This is a genomic window from Photobacterium sp. GB-210, from assembly GCF_003026075.1.
In the GTDB taxonomy this organism is placed as follows: domain Bacteria; phylum Pseudomonadota; class Gammaproteobacteria; order Enterobacterales; family Vibrionaceae; genus Photobacterium.
This window is the reverse complement of sequence record NZ_PYNU01000020.1, coordinates 52182-74045: the sequence shown is the minus strand read 5'-3', so window position 1 is coordinate 74045 and position 21864 is coordinate 52182. Positions and strand designations below refer to the sequence as shown.

Below are 21864 nucleotides of genomic sequence, written 5' to 3'. Positions count from 1 at the left end.
GCTGCCTCTAATTTAAATTCAGCACTAAATAATCGTCTTGTTCGTTTTGTCATGATGTCACCTATCCATGTTAAGAGGTGATGATATCACCTCTGAGTAGGTGGCCAAATTTAATGTACCACTACAACCTGAAGATATTATTCCTCAAGTTGCTGAAGATATAAAAGCAGAACTTGTTATATTAGGAACAACAGGTCGGACTGGATTATCGGCTGTCTTTATAGGAAATACCGCTGAAAATACGATTGATAGTTTAAATTGTGATTTATTAGCTTTAAAACCTGATGGGTACGTTAGTCCATTAGCACCTAATATCGATTAAGTAAGAAAGGCCTCTATTGAGGCCTTTCTCTTATAGAATGCGATTTATTTCTTCTCAGATTCTTGTAGCGTTAGCCATTTGGCAAATTTGGTAAGATACCACTCATTGGCTTTTTCTTTACAATATGCTCGACTTAACTTGCGACGACTCCATTCAGAAGCAATAGCTGATCGAGTCTGATTTGACGTCCGTTCTTTTAAATAAATGCTGCACAATTGAGCATTTGTCATATTTTGCGCATAGCCATTAACTTGCCCACCACCTAGCCCCAATTCTTGTGCTTGATGAGAGCTACAACCCACCATGAATACAAGGCTCGTTGTGATTAAAATACTGCGTAACATGCATGTCTCTATCGTCGAAATATTTCCAATCATGTTATCAGCTTAAAAACACAAAGAATATTGTTAGGTATGTGTTGTGCCACTGACAATGTCTTATTTTTGATAAAAATGACTTCTTATTGATAATCTACTCTTAAAAACACACCGTTTTAGGCTGGTTAACGTCATGAATAGTTATCATTTTTTAAGTCGTTATATATGCTGTCTCACCCTGTTGTTTTCAGCTTCTGCTTTTTCATTAGGCATTAACGATAGTAAATACATTGAATTAGGAGGAAGTTTAGATCCAAGTGTCGTCAATAATGTTAGTAGCGTATTAGAACAAAATGCGAATGTTGAACAATTTCGCTCCGTCGGTTTAGTGATTGGTAGCGGATATTGTTCAGGTACATGGCTTGGGAGTGATGAATCTCATAGCTATGTACTAACGGCTGCACACTGTTTATCAGGCTCTGATTCTTCAGAATATTCAGGTCAATATGTCTCGTTTAAACAACAAGATGGGACGATTATTGCTGCAGGTATTTCTACTAACTATTTTCGTACCTTTACTGGCTGCAGTGATGACATAGCGGTCGCAAAAATCCCGAAAGTCTCCGATCCCCTAGATGCAAATGGTGATGTCATTAAGCAACCGTTTGTCGACAATAATTTAAATACTGATTTGCTACTTAACCCTACTACCTTCACAGGATTTGGTATCTTCGGTTCACGTTCATTAGGTCAACTTGGCTATATTGGTAAGCGACATGGTGAAGGACATATTCGTTATTATTACCAAGACTGTTTAATTAATCAGGCCATTGAGAATACAGACGCATGGGCATTTGCAAGCCCAGGTGATAGTGGCTCTGCGATTTGGCAACAACGGAATGAACACCCTGTTGCTGTCGGTATTTCGTCATGGTGGTATGGCTGGCAATATGGGTATTCAGGTCACGTCCCTATTGCTTTACATATTGATTGGTTAAAAGGTGTCGTTCCTGTATTAAAAACCGTAGATGATATTGAAGATGAGCCGCCAGTTGAGGAACCTGCATGGTTATTAACCCATGAAGCACCGATAGAAACCGATCCTTTAGAGCAAAGTGTACGAGGCTCTGTTTATTATGTTAAGGGCGACAATGTTGTTTCTGGACCTGAACGATTTGTTTGGCGTTATCCACGAAAAATGACCAAATTTTCCGTTGCATTAACCCAAAAAGAAAACAATACAGAACATGAAGTCTGGTTGCGAGGTCAACGTAAAACACATTGTGGCTGGGGACGTATTAATAACAGTGCATGGTGTTACCCTGCGCCAAACTTAGGTCAACTTAAACTAGAATTTATTCAAGCAGATAATCCGACATTGCCTATCGGTACTTACAGTGGTGATTTTAGTTTAATGGTAAAAAGTCTCTATAACCGCTCTTACTCAGATGAAGTAACCGTTGCAACAAATATCGAGATTACTTCAGCACTTCCAAGTGACGGAGTCATTACTGATTCAACACCTTACGTTTCTCCTCGTTATGAAAAAGATGTTTATGGCAGCGTATATTATCTATCCGATAATAAAATGAACCGTAATCGTGTGGTTTGGCGTCGCTATAACCGAGGTTATAGTCGTTTGAAAGTAAATGTAACGAATACAGAAACCGGAGAACAACAAACTATTATGTTGCGCGGAGAACGCTATATGGGTTGTGGGTGGACAATAATGAACAATGCCGCCTATTGTCGTTATATGCGCCCTGTTTATGGCGAGTTACGTGTGAGCTTTATCGCTGATGACAATAAAGATTTACCTATTGGTGAATATTCTGGATCTTTATCCGTTAACGTGAAGGGCTTACATAAGCGTGGTTTCACTAAAGACTTACACCTTGATATTAAATTAAATATTACCGAGTAATGTATGAAAAGAGTGATCCAATATACTGGTTTAGCGCTGATTGTTGGGTTGCTCTGTGTCTTTATTTTTAAACCCGACAAAACAACTAACGAAATAAAAACACCTGAAATTGTAAGTGATACATCACGTACAATAAATAAGAATCAATTAACAAAAAACCTTTATGAGGTTGCTGAAGCGCCCAAAGATTTTAAAATATTAAGTATGGAAGAAGAAATAATCATTGATGATCCTTCTTATGTCGCTGAAGAAGATCTAGAAGGTAACCCACAACTTCATAGTTATGATCATCAAGTAGCGACAACAATTGATACACCGATTAATCTATTAACAGGCGAAGATCTCTGGCTTTACCGCCCCAATTTACTAGACAAAGTGAAACAAGAACAAGGAATATCAATACTACCGATTGAAAGTATTGTGGAAATAAATGATGAGTTACTCAGTATTTTAACTATTGGTGATAGCTTAGTTTTCACCATGCCAAATGGTGCTGAACAACAAATAATAATATCAAAGATAAATACAATAAGTGACAAGGTAACATCATGGGATCTTCAAAACACACAACGCCAAGATATAGGGAAGATTACACAAATAAGTAACTTAACAGAAGGTTCGTTTATTACTGACAATAAAGACGAATACCACTTAAGAACCGTGAATAATAAAGGATGGATAACCAGTAAAAGTCAGTTGATGAGTAACAACGATAATGCAGTAAAAAGAAACAGTGAGGCGTTTTCTGAGCTTCTTAAATAAAGGGCTAAATTCTTTGTCGTATTTGGCAAAGTTTATTAGCCCATTATTTTAACAACGTAGTGACTAAACGTTAGTCACATCAATAAACATCGACTCATCAATGTTTGTTGAAGAAACCGTCGCTTCAGTAAAGGCATACTCAGCCTTCTCACCTTCACGATCTAATGGCAAGTTAACAAAATCAAATAGATTTTTATCAGCTAACTGGCTTGGACTGATGTTTTGGATAGATTTAAAGATAGCGTCTACGCGACCTGGTGTTTTCTTGTCCCAATCAATTAACATCGCTTTAATACTTTGACGTTGCAGATTTTCTTGAGAGCCACACAGGTTACAAGGAATAATTGGGAAGGCTTTATGCTCTGCGTACTTAATTAGATCTTTTTCACGACAGTAACTTAATGGACGAATAACAACATTACGACCATCATCAGAACGTAACTTAGGCGGCATTGCCTTTAAACGAGAGCCGTGGAACATGTTTAAGAATAATGTTTCAACGATATCATCTAAGTGGTGCCCTAGTGCGATCTTAGTTGCACCAATTTTCTCAGCAAAAGAGTACAGCGTACCACGGCGCAAACGAGAGCAAAGACCACAGGTTGTTTTACCTTCTTCCACTTTCTCTTTCACTACAGAGTAAGTGTCTTTATCTACGATATAGTATGGGATATTTAAGCTAGAAAAGTACTCTGGCAGAATATGCTCAGGGAAACCTGGTTGCTTTTGATCTAAGTTAACCGCAACAACTTCAAAATTGATCGGTGCTGCTTTTTGCAGGTTCAATAAGATATCCAGCATCGCAAATGAGTCCTTGCCGCCACTGATACATGCCATCACAACATCATTTTCTTCAATCATGTTGTAGTCAATAATGGCGTTACCGACATTACGACGTAGACGCTTTTGCAGCTTATTAAATTCAAGTACTTCTTTACGATTATCTGTCTGATTCATTACTACTTCTCTCACCGTCGGTAATCCCGACAGTAGAATTGCTGGATAAGAATTTATAGGGCGTGAATTATACGGATTTTAGACTCAACAGGAAATAGTAAACTACGGAAAACCGTCATTGGATAAATAGATACAAAAAAGCTCGGCTAAAACCGAGCTTCTTTGTATACGAGTCTTTAACCTTAAAAAGCGATTAAATTAACTAAATAATCCAGCAAAGAACTTTTTAACATGATCAACAAGGCGGCTGAAAATACTGCCTTGTTCAACTGAATCTAATGCAACAAGTGGTTGAGACGCAACTTCTTTACCATCAACAGAGTAAAGTACCTTACCGACGACTTCACCTTTCTCGATCGGTGCATCAAGTTCACCATTAAGCTCAACGCTTGCTGTCAATTTTTTGGTGTCGTTACGTGACAATGTCACATAGCTTGAACTATCAACACCTAACTCAACGTTCTCTTTATTACCAAACCATACGCGTTCAGATAAGATTTTATCGCCAGCTTTATGTGGCACGACTGTTTCAAAAAATCGGAAACCGTAATTTAGTAAGGCTTTACTTTCTCTTTCACGGGTTTTGGTACTTTTTGTTCCCATCACAACCGCAATTAAACGCATGTCACCTTCAGTTGCAGAACTTGTTAAGCTATATCCTGCACCGCTTGTGTAGCCGGTTTTCATGCCATCAACATTCATGCTTTTATCATATAACAAACCATTTCGGTTGCGTTGAGTAATATTGTTATATGTAAATGATTTCTCACTGTACAGCGGATAAATTGATGGTAAGTCGCGAATTAACGCTTGGCCTAATAATGCAATATCATACGGTGTAGTATAAAGATCACTGTGATCTAAACCATGAGGATTCGCAAAATGTGTAGCATTCATTCCTAGCTTTTTAGCCCATGAGTTCATTAAACCCACAAATGCTTGCTCAGAGCCAGCTACGTGTTCAGCAAGTGCAACACTTGCATCGTTACCTGATTGAATAATCAAACCACGGAACAAGTCCATTAGTGGTACTTCACTCCCTACTTCGATAAACATTTTCGAAGAATCAGGGAAATTACGTGCCCATGCGTTACGGCTAATAACAACAATATCATCTTTACTGATATTGCCTTGTTGCATTTCCTGACCAGCAACATAACTAGTCATTAATTTCGTCAAGCTTGCAGGGTTTAATTTTTCGTTAGCATTCTTCTCGACTAATACTTGGCCTGTATTGTAGTCCATCAATACATAACCCTTTGCACTTAATGTCGGTGCATCTGGAATAACAGAAGGTGCTGCTAATGATGAAAACGACACAGTACAAAGCGCAGTTACACCAACGAGAGAAAAAAGCGGTGATGTCTTTTTCATTTGAGGCAAAATCCCTTAAAAATACGATAAACAATCTAATATAACTATTTACAACATCATAAGTTCGTAAAATAGTTCAAATAGGTATATTAGTTGAGGCCCATTATAGCGTTTGCAATATGAAAAACTTCCTTTTGTAACACTGTTTTACGATTTGCACGCCATCTTTACATTTATAGCGTTAATAAAAAAAAATATAAACGTTTAATACTGCCTCTATCGTGTTTTTTTATTATTGCTCACGTTGTTATAAATTTTTCCCTATTTTAATGAACCTTTCGTACTTTTTTACTGACTATTCAATAAGTAACACATAATATAGTGATGTTTTTAACAGCTAAACATTAGGGATGTGAAATGAGCTATTATCTAAAATTAGAACAGCATGCTCGTAAGTTATCGCGTTTAGGTCATCTAAGCGCAATATGTGGTTGGGATCAAGCTGCAATGATGCCAAGTGGTGGTGCTGAAGCTCGCTCGGAAGCAATGGCTGAACTTGCGGTTATTACACATGAATTATCAACGGCTGGTTATCTTGCTGATTGGTTTGAACAAGCAGAAAAAGAGCAATTATCTAATGCTGAACGTATCAGCCTTGCTGCGTTAAAACGTCAATGGATGATGCATAACATTTTACCAGCCGAGCTAGTGGAGCAAAAATCCTTATTAGGCTCACAATGTGAGCATGCTTGGCGTACCCAACGTAAAGAAAATGACTGGGAAGGATTTAAACAAAACCTCGCTCCTGTTGTGAAACTTGCACGTCAAGAAGCGGCTATTCGCTCTAAAGCAACAGGATTAAGTCTATACGATGCCCTGCTCGATCTTTACGAACCAGGAATGACTTCTGAAATTCTTGACGGTATTTTTGCTGATGTAAAATCGTGGTTGCCGCAGCTTATTCAAGATGTGCAAAACAAGCAGAAGAATGACGCCGTATTGCCTTTAACCGGAACATTCCCGATTGCCGAGCAAAACGCACTTAGTCTAGACGTCATGAAACTATTAAACTTCGATTTTAATCATGGGCGGTTAGATATCAGTACTCACCCATTCTGTGGTGGTGTATCAACCGATGTACGTATTACAACGCGTTATGACGAAACTGACTTTACATCAGCCTTAATGGGCGTTATTCATGAAACTGGTCATGCACGTTATGAGCAAGGTTTACCACATCAATGGCGAGATCTGCCTGTAGGCCAAGCTCGTTCAATGGGGATTCATGAAAGTCAGTCGCTGTTTTTTGAAATGCAGCTTTCACGTAATATTGATTTTGCGAAAAAATTGGCGCCATTAGCACAGAAAACATTTAACCGTGAAACCGATAGTGCGCTGACGGCTGAAAACCTCAACACTATTAATACTCGCGTTAAACCGGGTTTTATCCGTGTTGATGCTGACGAAGTAACTTACCCAGCCCACGTAATTCTGCGTTATGAAATTGAACGTGATCTTATTGAAGGGATAATCGAAGTTGACGATATTCCTGAAATTTGGGATCAAAAAATGCAAGCTTATCTTGGTATTGATACGAAAGGTAACTTCAAAGATGGCTGTATGCAGGATATTCACTGGACAGATGGTAGCTTTGGTTATTTTCCATCTTATACGCTGGGTGCTATGTACGCCGCACAATTCATGGCTGCAATGAAGAAAGTAGTAGATGTTGAAGCTGCAATTACATCAGGTGATTTATCCCCTATTTTTACATGGCTTGAAACGAATATCTGGTCAAAAGGATGTACACTTTCAACGGATGAATTAGTAAAACAAGCGACAGGCGAAACATTAAATCCTCGTTTCTTTAAACAGCATTTAATGGCTCATTATAACCAGTGATGCATTAAATCAGGTTAAATATTAGCCATAGTGTTTTAAGTAGTTAACCATAACTCACTATGGCTTTATAACTCTTTCATTTCTTTATTATTCATATTATCAAGGTGATCCACACTCAGTCATTAGGCGTAAAAAACTTAACGTTTAGAAACCTGAGGTAATATATGGATAATATTCGATTATCAACACGTGATATTCACACAATGGAAAAACGTCAAAGAGTTCAATTAATAAACTCTTTACCTGGTTTTAAAAGCGCCAACCTTATAGGAACGACAGATAAAGATGGAAATGAAAATGTATCCATTGTCAGTTCTGTTATCCATCTTGGATCATCACCTGCATTATTAGGCTTTATATTACGTCCTAACACCGTCGAACGACACACTTATACAAACATCCAGCAAACCGAACAATACACAATTAACGCTGTATCTGAGGAATTCTACCAACGAGCCCATCAAACATCTGCTCGCTATCCTAAAGATGTGTCAGAATTTAATGAAACGCGTCTCACCCCTTTCTATGACAATCATTTTGATGCGCCATTTGTATTAGAGAGTCCAATAAAAATAGGCTTAAGGTTAGTAGAAATCATACCTATTCCATCTAATGGTACATATATGATTATTGGGGAAATTGAGCGAGTGATTTTACCTAAATACGCCCTTCGAAAAGATGGCTATATCAATATTGAAAGCCTAGACTTAATGACGCTTTCTGGACTCGATAACTACCACGTAACGCAAAGTGTTGGACGTTTAAGTTACGCAAAACCCGATAAACCTATCGTACCACTCGATATTGATGGTAATGCTTTTTTTATTAAAGAGTAAAAGTAGAGCCTCAATGATTGTTAAAACAATATATTGAGGCTTATAACTTTAGATTAAGATGCTGATTATAATATTGTCTTCTTAATAACAGTCATTACACCCTGTTCGTTATTACTCGGCGCTTCAAATCGAGCTAATTTTTTTATCTCAGGATGGGCATTGTCCATTGCATAGCTATGGTAAGTTTCTTTAAGCATTTCTACATCATTGAAGAAATCACCAAAGCTCATACTCTCCTCGAACGTAAAACCGAATTCTTTTTGTAAGTACTTTATTGCGGCGCCTTTTGACGCTGTTTTATGCATTAAATCAAGCCAAATCTTCGCACTTACGACCACTTGATGTGTGCCACCAAATTGCGGTGATAGCACTGGATAAACATGCTCTTCTGTACCATTGAAATTTAAAACCGCGACTTTAATAAACTCATCATCAACAGCCAGTAAATCATCAACTAACTCAAGATTATGGTAATACTTACGAATTTCATCTAAAGCTTGTTCGCTGGTGGCTTCGGTATAGGCTGCATTCTTACCACATAACACAATGTCACAGTCCTGTACTTGCTTAACAGTTTTAAGAATATCGTGAATTTCATTGGTTGGGATAGTTGAGCTATACAACTCTTTTCCTTGATACATTACTAATGTACCGTTCTCAGCAATAAAGATCATATCATCTTTAATTGGAGCAAATGTATTCACTAGGCTTTGATATTGACGCCCTGATGCCGCAGCAAATAGCACATTCTTTTGCTGTAGTTGGTTGAATACATCATAAAAATCCGATGGTAATTGCTTTTTTTCACAAAGCAGCGTGCCATCCATGTCTGTTGCAATAAATTTAATTGAAGCTGTCATATAACCTTTACCACTGAGTGTTTATCACACTATTTTACCTGTTAGAGAGCAATCATTGTAAATGAATAGAAATAATTACTCATGAATCCGGCGGTTCTTATAGTAATACTCTTTATCGTGCTCAGTAATCGGTCTTAATATTCGGCAAGGGTTACCGACTGCAACCACATTGGCAGGAATATCTTTGGTAACAATACTACCTGCACCAATCACCGTATTCTCACCTATTGTCACACCTGGTAAAACCACCACATGTGCACCTAACCAGACATTATTTCCAATCGTCACTGGAATATTAAATTGGGCCACATCGCGACGAAGATCAGGGTCGATAGGATGACCTGCTGTTGCAATAGTGACATTAGGTCCGATCATGACACTGTCACCAATATAGATATGGGTATCATCAACCAAGGTAAGATTAAAATTAGCGTAAACGTTATTGCCTATATGTGTATTGATTCCCCAATTAGCACGTAGCGGTGGCTCGATGTAGCAATTATCACCCACAGCAGCAAACAAATCTTTCATGATAGCTTGCCGCTTATCATATTCAGAAGGTCGAGTTTGATTAAAGTCATACAGCACTTCCAAACATTGTACTTGTGCATTTGCTAACGCTTCATCGGTACAAAAATAGACTTTTTGACTATGAACTTGTTCGAGGGTGTCCATCGTTGCCCTTATTAAGACATTAATAATAACGCTAGAATAATACTGACAATTTGGGTTGGGAAGACTGCTGTAATGAGATTCAAAAGCTCATCACAAATACAGTTAGTCAGAACGAAACGTGAGAATCTAATCCCATTATTTATATTAATAATTGGTTACATTCACTATAAATATTATACTTAGATCACGGTTTAGTATTCTGATTTTCTATATTGTTCTGACATAACTGACTATAAAACAAAGGATAAAGTATGGCTTACCAAGCTAAAGATCTTAACTACCGTGGTGAAAATTGTGGTGTACATAATTGGATCACAGATGGCGGTCAATCTTTTTACTGGCATCCAGACTGGCTTCATATCGCTGAAGAAGAAACCGGCTTATACGGTAAAAAGAAAATTGAAGTTGAGCAAGGTGGTGAAGTCACAAAAGGACACGCCGTTCATACTATTTTGAAAAAGCTAAACGAAATACTTAAAGGCACAGATCACGAATAACAAAACCCCCTAACACGTTTATTATGATTTAAAACATGTTAGGGGCTTTAATTAGCTACAACGCATTAGCTATATTTTTCTGTTGTTTTTTCAACCAGTTTTATAATCACATTTACTGCCTTTTCCATCCCTTCGACAGTAATAAACTCATGAATACCATGAAAATTATATCCGCCAGTAAAGATATTCGGGCATGGTAATCCTTTAAATGATAAACGCGCGCCGTCTGTACCACCTCTAATCGGTTTGATCTCTGGCTGTACGTCGCATTCAATCATTGCTGATTTCGCTAATTCAATGATATGTGGATATGGTTCTACCATTTCACGCATATTGAAATATGAATCGGTTAACACTAACTCTACACGCCCTTTTTCAAGTTGTAGATTTAGTTCATCAACTTTCTGCTGCATAAAGGCTTTACGTTGTTCTTGCCCTTCACGGCTAAAATCACGAATGATATAACCTAACTCTGTTTTAGCGACAGATGGTTTCATTGATTTTAAATGGTAGAAACCTTCATACCCTTCTGTCGCTTCTGGCGTTTCATTGCTGGGCATCATTAACTGAAACTGCGCGGCAATGTTCATTGAGTTCACCATCTTACCTTTCGCAGTTCCAGGGTGAACATTGGTTCCATGACAAATCACATCAGCAGAGGTTGCATTAAAGTTTTCAAACTCTAATTCACCTATAGGTCCACCATCTATGGTGTAAGCCCATTGTGCATTGAACTTCTCAACATCAAAGAGATCAGCCCCACGTCCGATTTCCTCATCAGGTGTAAAACCAATACAAATATCACCATGTTTAATTTCAGGGTGTGCCACAAGATACGCAATGGCAGTCATGATTTCAGCAACCCCGGCCTTATTATCCGCACCTAGCAGTGTTGTACCATCGGTAGTGATAATATTGTGACCGTGTAACTTATTTAAGTCGGGATATTGAATGGGAGATAGCACTTCATCACCAATGCCTAATGCAATATCACCACCTTGATAGTTTTCTACAATTTGTGGTTTAACATTTAGACCTGAAGCATCAGGTGCTGTATCCATGTGAGCAATAAAACCAATAGCTGGAATATCAGCAGAAACATTTGAAGGAAGACGTGCCATTAAATAGCAATGTTCATCTAATGAAATATCAGATAAACCCAACTCTTCCATTTCAGATTTTAGTTGTTGTGCAAGGTTAAATTGCCCTGCAGTACTCGGACATGATGCAACATCACCATCAGATTGTGTTTCGATGCGAACATATCGTAAAAAACGTTCAAGTAACTTATCCATCATTAACCTTACATAGCTTATTTATTTGCGTAATAAATTATGACGGATAAGTTAATTACTATTTTTGCGATGTATCAGTTTTAATATGAATAGACGGGTATTTGGGCCAATATGCCCTATTAAAGCTTTTAAAATGATTGAATCATGATTTTTATTAGTTACTGTTTGTTATTTTATCAATCAAATATAAAGTTATAGTGCGTTAGGGTGTTATTCAAATAATAAAAAAGCCCCTAACCTAGGAGCTTTTTTTAAACTTATGCTTTACGCATTAAAGACATCTTTATCTATCTTATCAACTGGTGGCTCACCGCCATCTTGTGGAGGTTGCTCATCATCACTTTTTGCCACAGAAGTAACTTGTAATGTTACGCCAAACATATTGCGATAAATAATCCCTTTCACGTTAAAGAAGAAAGGTAATGTCCAAATCAATCCGATACCTGCAGTAGCAATCGAGATAAAGAACATTAGCATGATCACAATATAGATAGCCGTCATTGGCAATACTTTACGGATCGTTGCCATGAAAGAGTATTGAATCGCTTTTATTGGTGATACTTTCTTTTCGCACACTAATAAAATAGCCATGCTTAATGCCATTGTTAGGAACAAGCCAATTAATGGGAAAACACTGCTACCTAGTCCTTGAATAGAAGAAAGCAGTAACATGGTAATTAATGAAACAAGGGTAAAAGAAAACCCTTTAACGATCTGGCTTGGCTTGGTTGGTAAACCAACCGCATGGTTTAATGCCATTAGGCTAACCCCTGCATAGAGTGGCGCAATAAGCACATCAGACCAAAAATTAGCCATAAAGCCCGCTTTTAGTATTTCAGCGGTAAATCCCTGCCCTGTAATGAAAGCATCAAAAAAAACCGTTGGGCTACCTAATTGAACTTCAAGCCCTAAAAGTAATAATGCAACTTGCGCAAGAAACAAGCAAATTACGGCAGGCAAAAAGCTAAAAATGTTCTTCCCTGTGATTTTCCATGCTTCAACTAAAACAGTGACGGGTTGTAGCTCCACTTCCCCCTTCAATGCTTTTTCAATAGACCCACCAATGTGGAAGCTTCGATTAATTGGCTCTTTCATACTCATGTCAGTTATTGGTGTAATGGCGGCATTGTACTTCAGAGAGGGTAAGACAAAAACATTTCTAAGATAAAAAAACAGTCAAGCTGACTAATTTGTGTGTTTTTCATGCAAAAAAGTCAAAAAAGCTGATAATAAAATCGTCTTTCATTTAAAGATCGACTATTAAGACTAAGCTGTAATAAGGTTTTTTATTATAACGATAGTTTTTTGAATAATCATATTACCGACATGTTAGTAAAAGATTGTTTATAAAATCGATAAAGTGACTGACACCATATAAGGGATTTCACTACTTAACGATGAAAAATATTACATCTTTGCATTAAAATTAGTGAAAAAACGCTTTAATTTGAAAGACTACAGGTCTATCATGCGCCCTTTATTTTAAAGCCAAAATGTTGGGATTTAACCAAATAATCCCAGGGTGGAGATAACGTAGAATTGAACGCTGAAAAAACATCTCAGAAACCTGTCATTCAGCTGAAGGGTCTTAGCAAAAGCTTTGACGGTAAGCAGATCATTTCAGGTTTGGACCTAAACGTAAACAATGGTGAGTTTCTAACCATTCTAGGTCCATCAGGCTGTGGTAAAACCACAGTACTTCGTCTAATTGCTGGATTTGAAACTGCCGATGATGGGCAGATCACCATTGATGGCAAAGATGTTACAGACATTCCTGCTGAACAACGTCTAGTAAACACGGTGTTTCAGAGTTACGCACTGTTCCCACATATGACAGTGTTTGAGAACGTCGCGTTTGGTTTACGCATGCAAAAAGTACCCGCGAGCGATATTGAGCCGCGTGTAATGGAAGCATTGCGTATGGTGCAACTTGAAAAGTTTGCCCCTCGTAAACCTCATCAACTGTCCGGTGGTCAGCAACAACGTGTTGCGATTGCTCGTGCGGTTGTAAACAAACCAAAAGTTCTTTTACTTGATGAATCACTGTCTGCACTTGATTACAAATTACGTAAACAGATGCAGCTTGAGTTGAAACAACTACAGCGTAAGTTAGGCATTACCTTTATTTTCGTAACACACGATCAAGAAGAAGCCTTATCTATGTCTGATCGCATCATTGTTATGCGCGATGGTCACGTTGAGCAAGATGGTTCACCTCGTGAAATTTATGAAGAACCAACGAATTTATTTGTTGCCCACTTTATCGGTGAAATCAACGTATTTGATGCAACAGTTAAAGAGCGTTTAGACGAAAAACGTATCATGGCTGATGTTGAAGGTCGCCACTCATTGATCCACTGTGATTTAGATGTGAATGTTGGTGATAAGGTTAAAGTATTACTTCGACCTGAAGACATTCTTATCGAAGAGATCCATAACGGTGACGAAACTAACGGCATCGTTGGTTATGTTCGTGAACGTACCTATAAAGGTATGACATTGGATTCTGTGGTGCAGTTAGAGTCTGGCAAGTCTGTGATGGTTAGCGAATTCTTCAACGAAGATGACCCTGACGTAGACCACTCTCTTGACCAAAAAGTTGCCATTACTTGGATTGAAAGTTGGGAAGTGGTACTCGCTGATGAGCAAGAAGTTTAATTTACAGAATTTCATTATCGCGTTAGTTGTTAGTTGGTTAGTACTGTTTGTATTTGTACCTAACTTAATGATTATAGGAACGAGTTTCCTAACGCGTGATGATGCAAATCTAATCAAAATGGTCTTCACGTTTGATAACTATGAAAGACTGTTTGATCCACTGTACGCAAAAGTACTTTGGCACTCTTTTTACATGGCAATCACAGCAACCATTCTGTGTTTAGTAATTGGTTACCCTTTTGCTTATGCCATTGCAAAAATGCCAGAGAAATGGCGTCCATTTATGCTGTTTTTGGTTATCGTACCATTTTGGACTAACTCTCTAATTCGTACATATGGCCTTAAACTGATGTTGGGTACGCGTGGTATTTTAAATAACACATTAATGTATCTCGATATTATCGATAAGCCACTGCGTATTATGTACACCGAGTACGCAGTAATGATCGGTTTAGTGTATATCTTGCTACCATTTATGGTGCTACCACTCTACTCCGCTATCGAAAAGCTTGATAATAACTACATTGAAGCAGCTCGCGACTTGGGCGCAAATAAGGTTCAAACCTTTATTAAAGTGATCTTCCCACTAACCATGCCTGGTGTTATTGCAGGTTGTTTATTGGTATTACTGCCTGCTTTGGGTATGTTCTACGTTTCCGACCTTTTAGGCGGCGCGAAGAACTTACTGATTGGTAATGTTATTAAGAGTCAGGTTTTAAACGCGCGAGATTGGCCATTTGGTTCTGCAACAAGTATTGCCCTTACGTTAGCAATGGCAATTATGCTGTATGCCTACTACCGTGCAGGTAAGTTGCTGAACAAAAAAGTGGAGCTTGAATAATGGGACGCTTGTTTAAATTTAGCTTTATGTCGGTGGTATATGCATTTTTATATACCCCTATCATTATCCTGATTGTTAACTCATTCAACGAAAGCAAATTCGGTATGAAATGGGGTGGCTTTACCACTAAATGGTATGAGCAACTGGTTAACAATGACAGTTTAATGCAAGCGGCAGGACACTCGATCACTATCGCTGTGTTCTCTGCAACAGCAGCATCCCTAATTGGTAGTTTAACGGCTGTTGCTTTATTTCGTTATAACTTTAAAGGTAAGAAGTTTGTATCAGGTATGCTATTTCTCGTTATGATGTCTCCAGACATCGTAATGGCAATCTCGCTACTTGCACTGTTCTTACTATTGGGTGCGAACTTAGGCTTCTTAACGCTATTGCTTTCTCATATCACATTCTGTTTACCTTTTGTTGTTGTAACAGTTTACAGCCGATTAAAAGGCTTTGATGTGAAAATGCTTGAAGCAGCACGTGACTTGGGCGCTAGTGAGTGGGTTATCTTAAAGCAGATTATCCTACCATTGGCTAAACCCGCAGTTGCTGCAGGTTGGCTATTAAGCTTCACCCTATCGCTAGATGATGTAATTGTAAGCTCGTTCGTAACGGGTCCAACTTACGAAATCTTACCATTGAAGATTTACTCAATGGTTAAAGTCGGTATTTCACCTGAGGTGAACGCCCTAGCGACAGTGATGTTGATAGTTTCTCTTGTTCTGGTTATTTGCTCACAATTACTGGCTCGAGACAAAATAAAGTAAGCATCAACAACAGCTAATGCTAAATGGCTAACTGTATTCAGTTAGCCATTTTTTTTACATATTATTCAATGACCTTTAAATATATTCTCCTGTAACATTTTCAAACACTTTTTTGCTATCTAAAAACGGAAACTTGCTCTAAATTTCGGCCACTTTTTATCGCATTCACTACGAAGACACTCTAATGAAAAAATGGTCATCTCTTGTTATTAGTACAGCCCTACTTTCAGCAAGTTTTAATGCTTTTGCTTCAGAAGAAGAGAAAGACAAACAGTTAGTATTTATGAACTGGGGGCCGTATATCTCTACTGAGCTTCGTGAACAATTCACGAAAGAGACAGGTATTAAAGTGATCTACTCGACTTACGAGTCGAATGAAACCATGTATGCAAAACTTCGTGCCCACCCTACAGGTTACGATCTGGTTGTGCCATCAACTTACTTTGTTGCGAAAATGCGCGACGAAGGTATGTTGCAAAAAATTGATAAATCAAAGCTATCGAACTTTACTGAGCTTGATAAGAACTACTTAGATAAACCTTTTGATCCAAATAACGATTACTCAATTCCACACGTAATCGCAATGACAGGTCTTGCGGTTAATACTGATATGTACGACCCAGAAGATTTCGACAGCTGGGCAGACTTATGGAATCCTGACCTTAAAGGTCAATTAATGCTAATGGACGACACCCGTGAAGTCTTCCATATTGCATTACGTAAGCTAGGTTACTCTGGCAACACTACCAACCCAAAAGAAATTGACGAAGCGAAAGCAGAGCTTGAGAAACTCATGCCAAACGTACTGGTATTTAACTCAGATAACCCTGCAGCGCCCTACCTAGCGGGTGATGTGGGTCTAGGTATGTTGTGGAATGGCTCAGCAGCAGCAGCACAAAAAGAAGGTTTACCAATTAAACTTGTTTGGCCAAAAGAAGGCGGTATTTTCTGGGTTGATAGTTTAGCAATAGCTAGAAACGCGAAGAATGTAGAAGCAGCACATAAGATGATCGACTTCCTACTACGCCCAGATATTGCCGCTCAAATTTCAGAGCAAACCGGCTACCTCACAGCAGTAGAAAAATCTAACGCTAAATATAAAGATGACCCAACTCTATTCCCACCACAAGAAGATCTTGATCGTGGTGAGTGGCAAGATTCAGTTGGTGACATGAATATCCGCTACGAAAATTATTTCCTTGAATTAAAAGCGGATCAATAAGTAAAACAAAAGCTGCCAATGGCAGCTTTTTTTATATTTGTTATTTATTAATAAACATGGTTAGTTGTGTTATTTTCTAAGGTTTTACTTATCATGTTTGTTATTTATCAATATGATAGCGGAATTTAACAGACAAATTACTCTTGTTTTGTGATGCGCTCGACGAATAATCTCTGCTATAATAACTCTGTTTTATAATCAACATCTGTTTCTGCATGTATCATGCGTCGACAACCAATTAGGAGAAGCGGTCAATACCGCTAGAGAACACTCTCGATATCCTGTTTAGTTAGGAGCTAACACAATGAAAAAATGGTCTTTATTAATGGCCGGTGCTGCATGTGCAATGTCAATGTTTTCGAACGTTGCGACTGCCGATGATAGCAATAAATCTAATGAGCTGTACTTTTACAACTGGTCTGAATACATCCCATCAGATGTTTTAGAAGAGTTCACAAAAGAAACAGGCATTAAAGTTATTTATTCGACTTACGAGTCGAATGAGACGATGTACGCCAAGCTAAAGACCTACGATAAAGGTTACGACCTTGTTGTTCCTTCTACTTATTATGTAGCTAAAATGCGTAATGAAGGTATGCTTCAAAAAATCGACCATTCTAAAATTCCAAACTTCGCAGGTCTAGATCCTAACTTTTTAAATAAACCTTTTGATCCTAACAACGACTACTCTATTCCATACATTTGGGGAGCAACGGGTATCGGTGTTAACACAGACATGATCGACAAGTCTAAAATCACTAGCTGGGCAGACCTATGGGATCCTAAATGGCAAGGTCAGCTAATGATGATGGATGATGCACGTGAAGTATTCCACGTAGCGCTTCGTAAACTTGGTTACTCTGGTAACACTGAAGATCCTAAGCAAATCAAAGCAGCATATGAAGAGTTGAAGAAACTAATGCCAAACGTATTAGTATTTAACTCAGACTACCCTGCTAACCCATACATGGCTGGTGAAACATCACTCGGTATGCTTTGGAATGGTTCTGCTTACATGGCACGTAAAGATGGCGCTCCAATCGACATCGTATGGCCAAAAGAAGGCGCAATCTTCTGGATGGATAACATCTCTATTCCTAAGAATGCGAAGAACATCGACAATGCATACAAGATGATCAACTTCCTACTTCGTCCAGACATCGCTGCGAAGATCGCACTACAAATTGGTTACCCAACACCAGTTGCTGCCGCTAAGAAACTGCTTCCAGCAGATTTCGTTAACGATCCAAGCATCTACCCACCACAATCTGTAATGGATGCAGGTGAATGGCAGAACAGCGTTGGTCCTATGACTGAAGTTTACGAAGAATACTTCCAAAAACTAAAAGCTGGTGAATAATAGCCACTCATCGTTAAATGCAAAAAAACCGAGCTAAATGCTCGGTTTTTTTATTTGAGTCAGACGGTTATCTATAACCTAATAAAATCATATAACCATTCAATAATTATGACAATTTACTCATACAGTTTTGATTCAGAATTTCTATATAAGCTATAACAACCATTTTAGATGTAAGTTATAAGGTTATAATGTCTACAAAATTTAAAGCGCTAATCCCCGTTTTATTCGTTTCAACCCTTTCGGCTTGTAGCGCCCCGATGACACCAGTCGATAAAGAACTCGTCGTTGACATGAATGGTGTTGATACTGCTCAATATCAAAAAGATTATGATTACTGCAACCATTTTGCTGATAGTGTTTCAACACCTGAAATGACGTCAGCAACAAAAAAGAGAGATGTAGTAATTGGCACTCTAGCAGGTGCTACAGCGTTTGGTGCAGGCGCTTACGATTCGGATAATTACGATACGATAAAACATCCAGGAGTTGTAACTGCATTAGGTGCTGTTGTTGGTGCAGCTGGCGGATACGTAGCCGGCTCTAATGAAGCATCTAAAGATGAAAAACATAAAAAGTCATCCGTTCTTCGCCAATGCTTATTACAAAAAGGTTATCACGTTTACGATATATCTTAATTAATCGAAAAACATGCTCACCTTTTGTTCTTATAATAAAAAAGCCTCAAACTTGAGGCTTTTTTATTAAGCAGATAATATTTCGTCTACATAAGCAGGTACTAATTCAGAAGCTTTACCATAACGTTTTTCTTCAAATTCATTTTCTACGTTACTTGGTTCAAGATTTAATTCAATCGTATGAGCGCCCTGTAAAGCAGCTTCATGTACAAATCCAGCTGCTGGATATACATTGCCAGAAGTACCAATAGAAATGAATAAATCCGCCTTCACAATGGCATCATGAATTCTATCCATTCCAATTGGCATCTCACCGAACCATACAATATCAGGACGCATCGGTGCAGGAATTTGACAACAATGACAATGATCACAGGTCGTTAAGTCACCATGCCATTCAATTGTTTGTCCTGATTCACAGCATCGTGCTTTTAATAACTCTCCATGCATATGAATGACATTTTTACTTCCTGCTCTCTCATGCAAATTATCAATGTTTTGCGTAACAATAGTCACGTTACCATCTAATTCTTGTTCAAGTTTAGCAAGTGCAATATGTGCAGCATTAGGCGCTACAGAGCCATTCTCGATTTGGGCTCGACGCGCATTATAAAAGCGTTGCACAAGCTCAGGGTCACGTAAATAGCCTTCTGGTGTTGCAACATCTTCAACACGATGTTCTTCCCATAAACCATCAGCGGCACGGAAAGTTCGGATGCCCGATTCAGCCGAGATACCTGCACCCGTAAGTACAACGATATTTTTATAGGGAAAAAGCATATGAACATCCTTTATTTCAGTATTTATACTGCCTTTATAGCACTGAAATACAAAGAATTTAACCCTAACAATCTAGGTTCTTAATTATGCGTGATTTCACCCTACAAAACCGTGTAAATAAACTTTTCAGTATCACAGTTAGATCAGCAACCTGAATCAATAATTGTAATAATAGGTTCGCCCCCAGTGTTATTTTCTTTGTAACTTAAATAACAATTGGTCGCTTTGATTTTATTAACATCATCTTTGTCTTTTCTATCCAGTTTTTTGAGAAAAGTCGCAACAAAAACACGCTCACCACCATTATGTGAATTAGAACCCGTCTTATCTTGGTTAAATGCCCAGTTTTTATTAAAATCCACAATCGTTAAACCAATACCGACGTATATTGCTTTCGGGTAACCATTCCAGATAGCGATCCCCTCTACCTTTTTACGGCCGGTAATATCATTTTCATCGCCTTGTATTACAGCTTTTCCGTAGATAATCCGAGATATTTCAGTCATAGATCCTTTAAGCTCATGTAGCTTGGCGCGATACGTATCTGAAGAAATATTGAGGAATTTAGGAGCCGCAGTAACAGCAAGGATACCGAGAATGACGATAACAATAACAACTTCAATCAGGGTAAATCCTGCTTTATTCCTCATCAATTAATCCTTTTTAATGTTTTATTATTGATATTATTGGCAGTAGTATTTTACTTTATTGTACAAAAACTTAACAGGATGAATGAATAGCTATAAGTAACAAAAAAAACATTAAGCTCGAATTTTAGGTATAAAAAAACCGACACGAATGTCGGTTTTAAAAATCACTAACTATGATTATGCATTAGACGAAGGTTTACTCTTCGCTTCATGCTGCTGTGATTCACTGTATCCTGGTTGGTTTTCAGGCAGATCTTTTACTTCTTCAAACCATTCGCTGTGGTGTTCACGCGCCCACGTTTCATCCACTTCACCAGTTACCATGCCGTCAAGACCCGCTTCCATACCGAACAAACCAATATAGATGTGGAAAATAAAGCCACAGATCAGAATAAGTGCTGAAATCATGTGTACGAGATTTGATAATTCCATGTGTCGACGCGTTTGGTCGAAAATTGGAAAATCTAAAACAAAACCACTCACTACAATGAAGACACCAAAGAAGGCAAGTAGCCAGAACAGTGCTTTTTCACCACCATTTGAGAAACCAGCTTTAGGGTGTGAGCCTTTATGTTTGCCCACCATACCACCCATTTTTTTAAACCAATCAATATCAACTTTATTGAAGATACTCTTACGCCACCATTTAACGACCACTAAAAGAAGAATGATTGCGAATAATGGCCCCATATAGTTATGGTATTGTTTCGCGGCATAAATGATCCAGCCCCACACTTCTGTTGGGACGATAGGTTTAATAAAATGTTTACCGTAAACAAGAGCTAAACCGCTAAAACCTAACGTTAAAAATGTGAATGCCAAACTCCAGTGTAAAGCACGATCCATCCGGCTCCAACGCTGAATTTTACGACCTGTTTTAGGCTTACTTAATTTAAGAGGGCCTACCACAAAGTAGGCTAGTGTTACCATCACAAGGCTGCCAAAAATAGCCATCGCGCCAAGTGGTGACATCCACTTTTCTTTTAAGATATACCATGTTTGACCAGGCACACTGATCAACACATCATGCTCAGGCCAACCCGATGTGGTATACCCTTTTTCGCCATCCTTGACCGCTCGCCAATAATCAGCACCTGCAAAACCTATGACTTCTTTTTTTACCACAGATTCGCCAAGTTGCTCGCTACTGGTTGATGAAGTGGCTTCGTTTGCCATCACTTGGACAGAAAACGCAACCATTAATGCGGTAACGAATACCGTTAACCAGCGTTGAATTCGCTTAGTCATTAAAGCTCCTGCCTGCTCAATTTGAACAGATATTTT

The 21864-nt window shown here is 38.4% G+C and carries 21 protein-coding genes and 1 pseudogene; 12 read left to right on the top strand and 10 right to left on the bottom strand.

Features of this window, described 5'->3' with window-relative positions; all coding sequences use genetic code 11:
- Positions 1–127: 127 nt before the first annotated feature.
- Positions 128–322, top strand: a pseudogene (locus C9J38_RS17575) (universal stress protein); the annotation flags it as partial.
- 44 nt (positions 323–366) lie between these two features.
- Here the strand turns inward: C9J38_RS17575 and C9J38_RS17570 are convergent.
- Complete coding sequence (locus tag C9J38_RS17570) at positions 367–666, bottom strand: hypothetical protein (RefSeq protein WP_107208220.1); 300 nt, start codon at positions 664–666, stop codon at positions 367–369.
- Between the two features lie 166 nt (positions 667–832).
- Here C9J38_RS17570 and C9J38_RS17565 point away from each other — a divergent pair, with 166 nt between their 5' ends.
- Together C9J38_RS17565 and C9J38_RS17560 are read left to right on the top strand one after the other, a co-directional pair.
- A complete protein-coding gene (locus tag C9J38_RS17565) occupies positions 833–2563 on the top strand; it encodes a trypsin-like serine protease (RefSeq protein ID WP_107208219.1) in 1731 nt (576 codons plus the stop codon).
- Between the two features lie 3 nt (positions 2564–2566).
- The gene (locus C9J38_RS17560; protein WP_107208218.1) at positions 2567–3325 is read left to right on the top strand and encodes a hypothetical protein; all 759 of its coding nucleotides are present in this window, start codon (positions 2567–2569) and stop codon (positions 3323–3325) included.
- 63 nt (positions 3326–3388) lie between these two features.
- Here the strand turns inward: C9J38_RS17560 and ttcA are convergent, their stop codons facing one another.
- Both ttcA and C9J38_RS17550 read right to left on the bottom strand, forming a co-directional pair.
- Positions 3389–4282, bottom strand: a complete 894-nt coding sequence (gene ttcA, locus C9J38_RS17555) for a tRNA 2-thiocytidine(32) synthetase TtcA (RefSeq protein ID WP_107208217.1) — start codon at positions 4280–4282, stop codon at positions 3389–3391.
- A 198-nt stretch (positions 4283–4480) separates the two neighbouring features.
- The gene (locus tag C9J38_RS17550) at positions 4481–5656 is read right to left on the bottom strand and encodes a D-alanyl-D-alanine carboxypeptidase family protein (protein WP_107208216.1); all 1176 of its coding nucleotides are present in this window, start codon (positions 5654–5656) and stop codon (positions 4481–4483) included.
- A gap of 357 nt (positions 5657–6013) precedes the next feature.
- Between C9J38_RS17550 and C9J38_RS17545 the strand changes: the two genes are divergently transcribed.
- On the top strand, positions 6014–7498 hold the full coding sequence (locus C9J38_RS17545; RefSeq protein WP_107208215.1) for a carboxypeptidase M32: 1485 nt from the start codon (positions 6014–6016) through the stop codon (positions 7496–7498).
- 164 nt (positions 7499–7662) lie between these two features.
- Entirely contained in the window at positions 7663–8334 is a 672-nt protein-coding gene (locus C9J38_RS17540; protein ID WP_107208214.1) for a flavin reductase family protein, read from the top strand.
- 65 nt (positions 8335–8399) lie between these two features.
- Here the strand turns inward: C9J38_RS17540 and C9J38_RS17535 are convergent, their stop codons facing one another.
- Entirely contained in the window at positions 8400–9194 is a 795-nt protein-coding gene (locus C9J38_RS17535; protein WP_107208213.1) for a Cof-type HAD-IIB family hydrolase, read from the bottom strand.
- Between the two features lie 75 nt (positions 9195–9269).
- Positions 9270–9869 carry a sugar O-acetyltransferase gene (locus tag C9J38_RS17530; RefSeq protein WP_107208212.1) on the bottom strand — a complete coding sequence of 200 codons (600 nt, stop codon included), beginning with the start codon at positions 9867–9869 and terminating at the stop codon, positions 9270–9272.
- A gap of 251 nt (positions 9870–10120) precedes the next feature.
- On the opposite strand from C9J38_RS17530, the gene C9J38_RS17525 reads away from it, so the two are divergent.
- Positions 10121–10366, top strand: coding sequence for a hypothetical protein (locus C9J38_RS17525; protein WP_107208211.1), 246 nt, complete (start codon positions 10121–10123; stop codon positions 10364–10366).
- A gap of 65 nt (positions 10367–10431) precedes the next feature.
- Here C9J38_RS17525 and pepT read toward each other — a convergent pair whose 3' ends face one another.
- The gene (pepT, locus tag C9J38_RS17520) at positions 10432–11661 is read right to left on the bottom strand and encodes a peptidase T (RefSeq protein WP_107208210.1); all 1230 of its coding nucleotides are present in this window, start codon (positions 11659–11661) and stop codon (positions 10432–10434) included.
- A 264-nt stretch (positions 11662–11925) separates the two neighbouring features.
- Positions 11926–12756, bottom strand: a complete 831-nt coding sequence (locus C9J38_RS17515; RefSeq protein ID WP_107208209.1) for a hypothetical protein — start codon at positions 12754–12756, stop codon at positions 11926–11928.
- A 444-nt stretch (positions 12757–13200) separates the two neighbouring features.
- On the opposite strand from C9J38_RS17515, the gene potA reads away from it, so the two are divergent.
- From potA to C9J38_RS17485, 6 genes are all read left to right on the top strand, one after another.
- A complete protein-coding gene (gene potA / locus C9J38_RS17510) occupies positions 13201–14319 on the top strand; it encodes a spermidine/putrescine ABC transporter ATP-binding protein PotA (protein WP_045129697.1) in 1119 nt (372 codons plus the stop codon).
- Positions 14303–15160, top strand: coding sequence for a spermidine/putrescine ABC transporter permease PotB (gene potB, locus C9J38_RS17505; protein ID WP_045128969.1), 858 nt, complete (start codon positions 14303–14305; stop codon positions 15158–15160). The genes potA and potB overlap by 17 nt, the downstream gene beginning before the upstream one ends.
- Complete coding sequence (potC, locus tag C9J38_RS17500; RefSeq protein WP_045084112.1) at positions 15160–15930, top strand: spermidine/putrescine ABC transporter permease PotC; 771 nt, start codon at positions 15160–15162, stop codon at positions 15928–15930. The genes potB and potC overlap by 1 nt, the downstream gene beginning before the upstream one ends.
- A 184-nt stretch (positions 15931–16114) precedes the next feature.
- A complete protein-coding gene (locus tag C9J38_RS17495; RefSeq protein ID WP_107208208.1) occupies positions 16115–17152 on the top strand; it encodes an extracellular solute-binding protein in 1038 nt (345 codons plus the stop codon).
- 304 nt (positions 17153–17456) lie between these two features.
- Positions 17457–18512 (top strand): spermidine/putrescine ABC transporter substrate-binding protein PotD, encoded by a 1056-nt coding sequence (potD, locus tag C9J38_RS17490; RefSeq protein ID WP_107208207.1) that lies wholly within the window; start codon positions 17457–17459, stop codon positions 18510–18512.
- A gap of 191 nt (positions 18513–18703) precedes the next feature.
- Entirely contained in the window at positions 18704–19150 is a 447-nt protein-coding gene (locus C9J38_RS17485) for a glycine zipper family protein (protein ID WP_107208206.1), read from the top strand.
- Positions 19151–19216: 66 nt separating this feature from the next.
- Here C9J38_RS17485 and cobB read toward each other — a convergent pair whose 3' ends face one another.
- The 3 genes from cobB to C9J38_RS17470 all read right to left on the bottom strand — a co-directional run bounded on the left by cobB (position 19217) and on the right by C9J38_RS17470 (position 21828).
- Positions 19217–19930 carry a Sir2 family NAD+-dependent deacetylase gene (cobB, locus tag C9J38_RS17480; RefSeq protein ID WP_107208205.1) on the bottom strand — a complete coding sequence of 238 codons (714 nt, stop codon included), beginning with the start codon at positions 19928–19930 and terminating at the stop codon, positions 19217–19219.
- A 143-nt stretch (positions 19931–20073) separates the two neighbouring features.
- Entirely contained in the window at positions 20074–20580 is a 507-nt protein-coding gene (locus C9J38_RS17475; RefSeq protein WP_107208204.1) for a prepilin-type N-terminal cleavage/methylation domain-containing protein, read from the bottom strand.
- 177 nt (positions 20581–20757) lie between these two features.
- Complete coding sequence (locus C9J38_RS17470) at positions 20758–21828, bottom strand: formate dehydrogenase subunit gamma (RefSeq protein WP_107208203.1); 1071 nt, start codon at positions 21826–21828, stop codon at positions 20758–20760.
- Positions 21829–21864: the final 36 nt, after the last annotated feature.

Coding starts and splice junctions, on each gene's coding strand:
- C9J38_RS17570 (WP_107208220.1), bottom strand. CDS start 666: ATGTTACGCAGTATTTTAATCACAACGAGCCTTGTATTCATGGTGGGT.
- C9J38_RS17565 (WP_107208219.1), top strand. CDS start 833: ATGAATAGTTATCATTTTTTAAGTCGTTATATATGCTGTCTCACCCTG.
- C9J38_RS17560 (WP_107208218.1), top strand. CDS start 2,567: ATGAAAAGAGTGATCCAATATACTGGTTTAGCGCTGATTGTTGGGTTG.
- ttcA (WP_107208217.1), bottom strand. CDS start 4,282: ATGAATCAGACAGATAATCGTAAAGAAGTACTTGAATTTAATAAGCTG.
- C9J38_RS17550 (WP_107208216.1), bottom strand. CDS start 5,656: ATGAAAAAGACATCACCGCTTTTTTCTCTCGTTGGTGTAACTGCGCTT.
- C9J38_RS17545 (WP_107208215.1), top strand. CDS start 6,014: ATGAGCTATTATCTAAAATTAGAACAGCATGCTCGTAAGTTATCGCGT.
- C9J38_RS17540 (WP_107208214.1), top strand. CDS start 7,663: ATGGATAATATTCGATTATCAACACGTGATATTCACACAATGGAAAAA.
- C9J38_RS17535 (WP_107208213.1), bottom strand. CDS start 9,194: ATGACAGCTTCAATTAAATTTATTGCAACAGACATGGATGGCACGCTG.
- C9J38_RS17530 (WP_107208212.1), bottom strand. CDS start 9,869: ATGGACACCCTCGAACAAGTTCATAGTCAAAAAGTCTATTTTTGTACC.
- C9J38_RS17525 (WP_107208211.1), top strand. CDS start 10,121: ATGGCTTACCAAGCTAAAGATCTTAACTACCGTGGTGAAAATTGTGGT.
- pepT (WP_107208210.1), bottom strand. CDS start 11,661: ATGGATAAGTTACTTGAACGTTTTTTACGATATGTTCGCATCGAAACA.
- C9J38_RS17515 (WP_107208209.1), bottom strand. CDS start 12,756: ATGAAAGAGCCAATTAATCGAAGCTTCCACATTGGTGGGTCTATTGAA.
- potB (WP_045128969.1), top strand. CDS start 14,303: ATGAGCAAGAAGTTTAATTTACAGAATTTCATTATCGCGTTAGTTGTT.
- potC (WP_045084112.1), top strand. CDS start 15,160: ATGGGACGCTTGTTTAAATTTAGCTTTATGTCGGTGGTATATGCATTT.
- C9J38_RS17495 (WP_107208208.1), top strand. CDS start 16,115: ATGAAAAAATGGTCATCTCTTGTTATTAGTACAGCCCTACTTTCAGCA.
- potD (WP_107208207.1), top strand. CDS start 17,457: ATGAAAAAATGGTCTTTATTAATGGCCGGTGCTGCATGTGCAATGTCA.
- C9J38_RS17485 (WP_107208206.1), top strand. CDS start 18,704: ATGTCTACAAAATTTAAAGCGCTAATCCCCGTTTTATTCGTTTCAACC.
- cobB (WP_107208205.1), bottom strand. CDS start 19,930: ATGCTTTTTCCCTATAAAAATATCGTTGTACTTACGGGTGCAGGTATC.
- C9J38_RS17475 (WP_107208204.1), bottom strand. CDS start 20,580: ATGAGGAATAAAGCAGGATTTACCCTGATTGAAGTTGTTATTGTTATC.
- C9J38_RS17470 (WP_107208203.1), bottom strand. CDS start 21,828: ATGACTAAGCGAATTCAACGCTGGTTAACGGTATTCGTTACCGCATTA.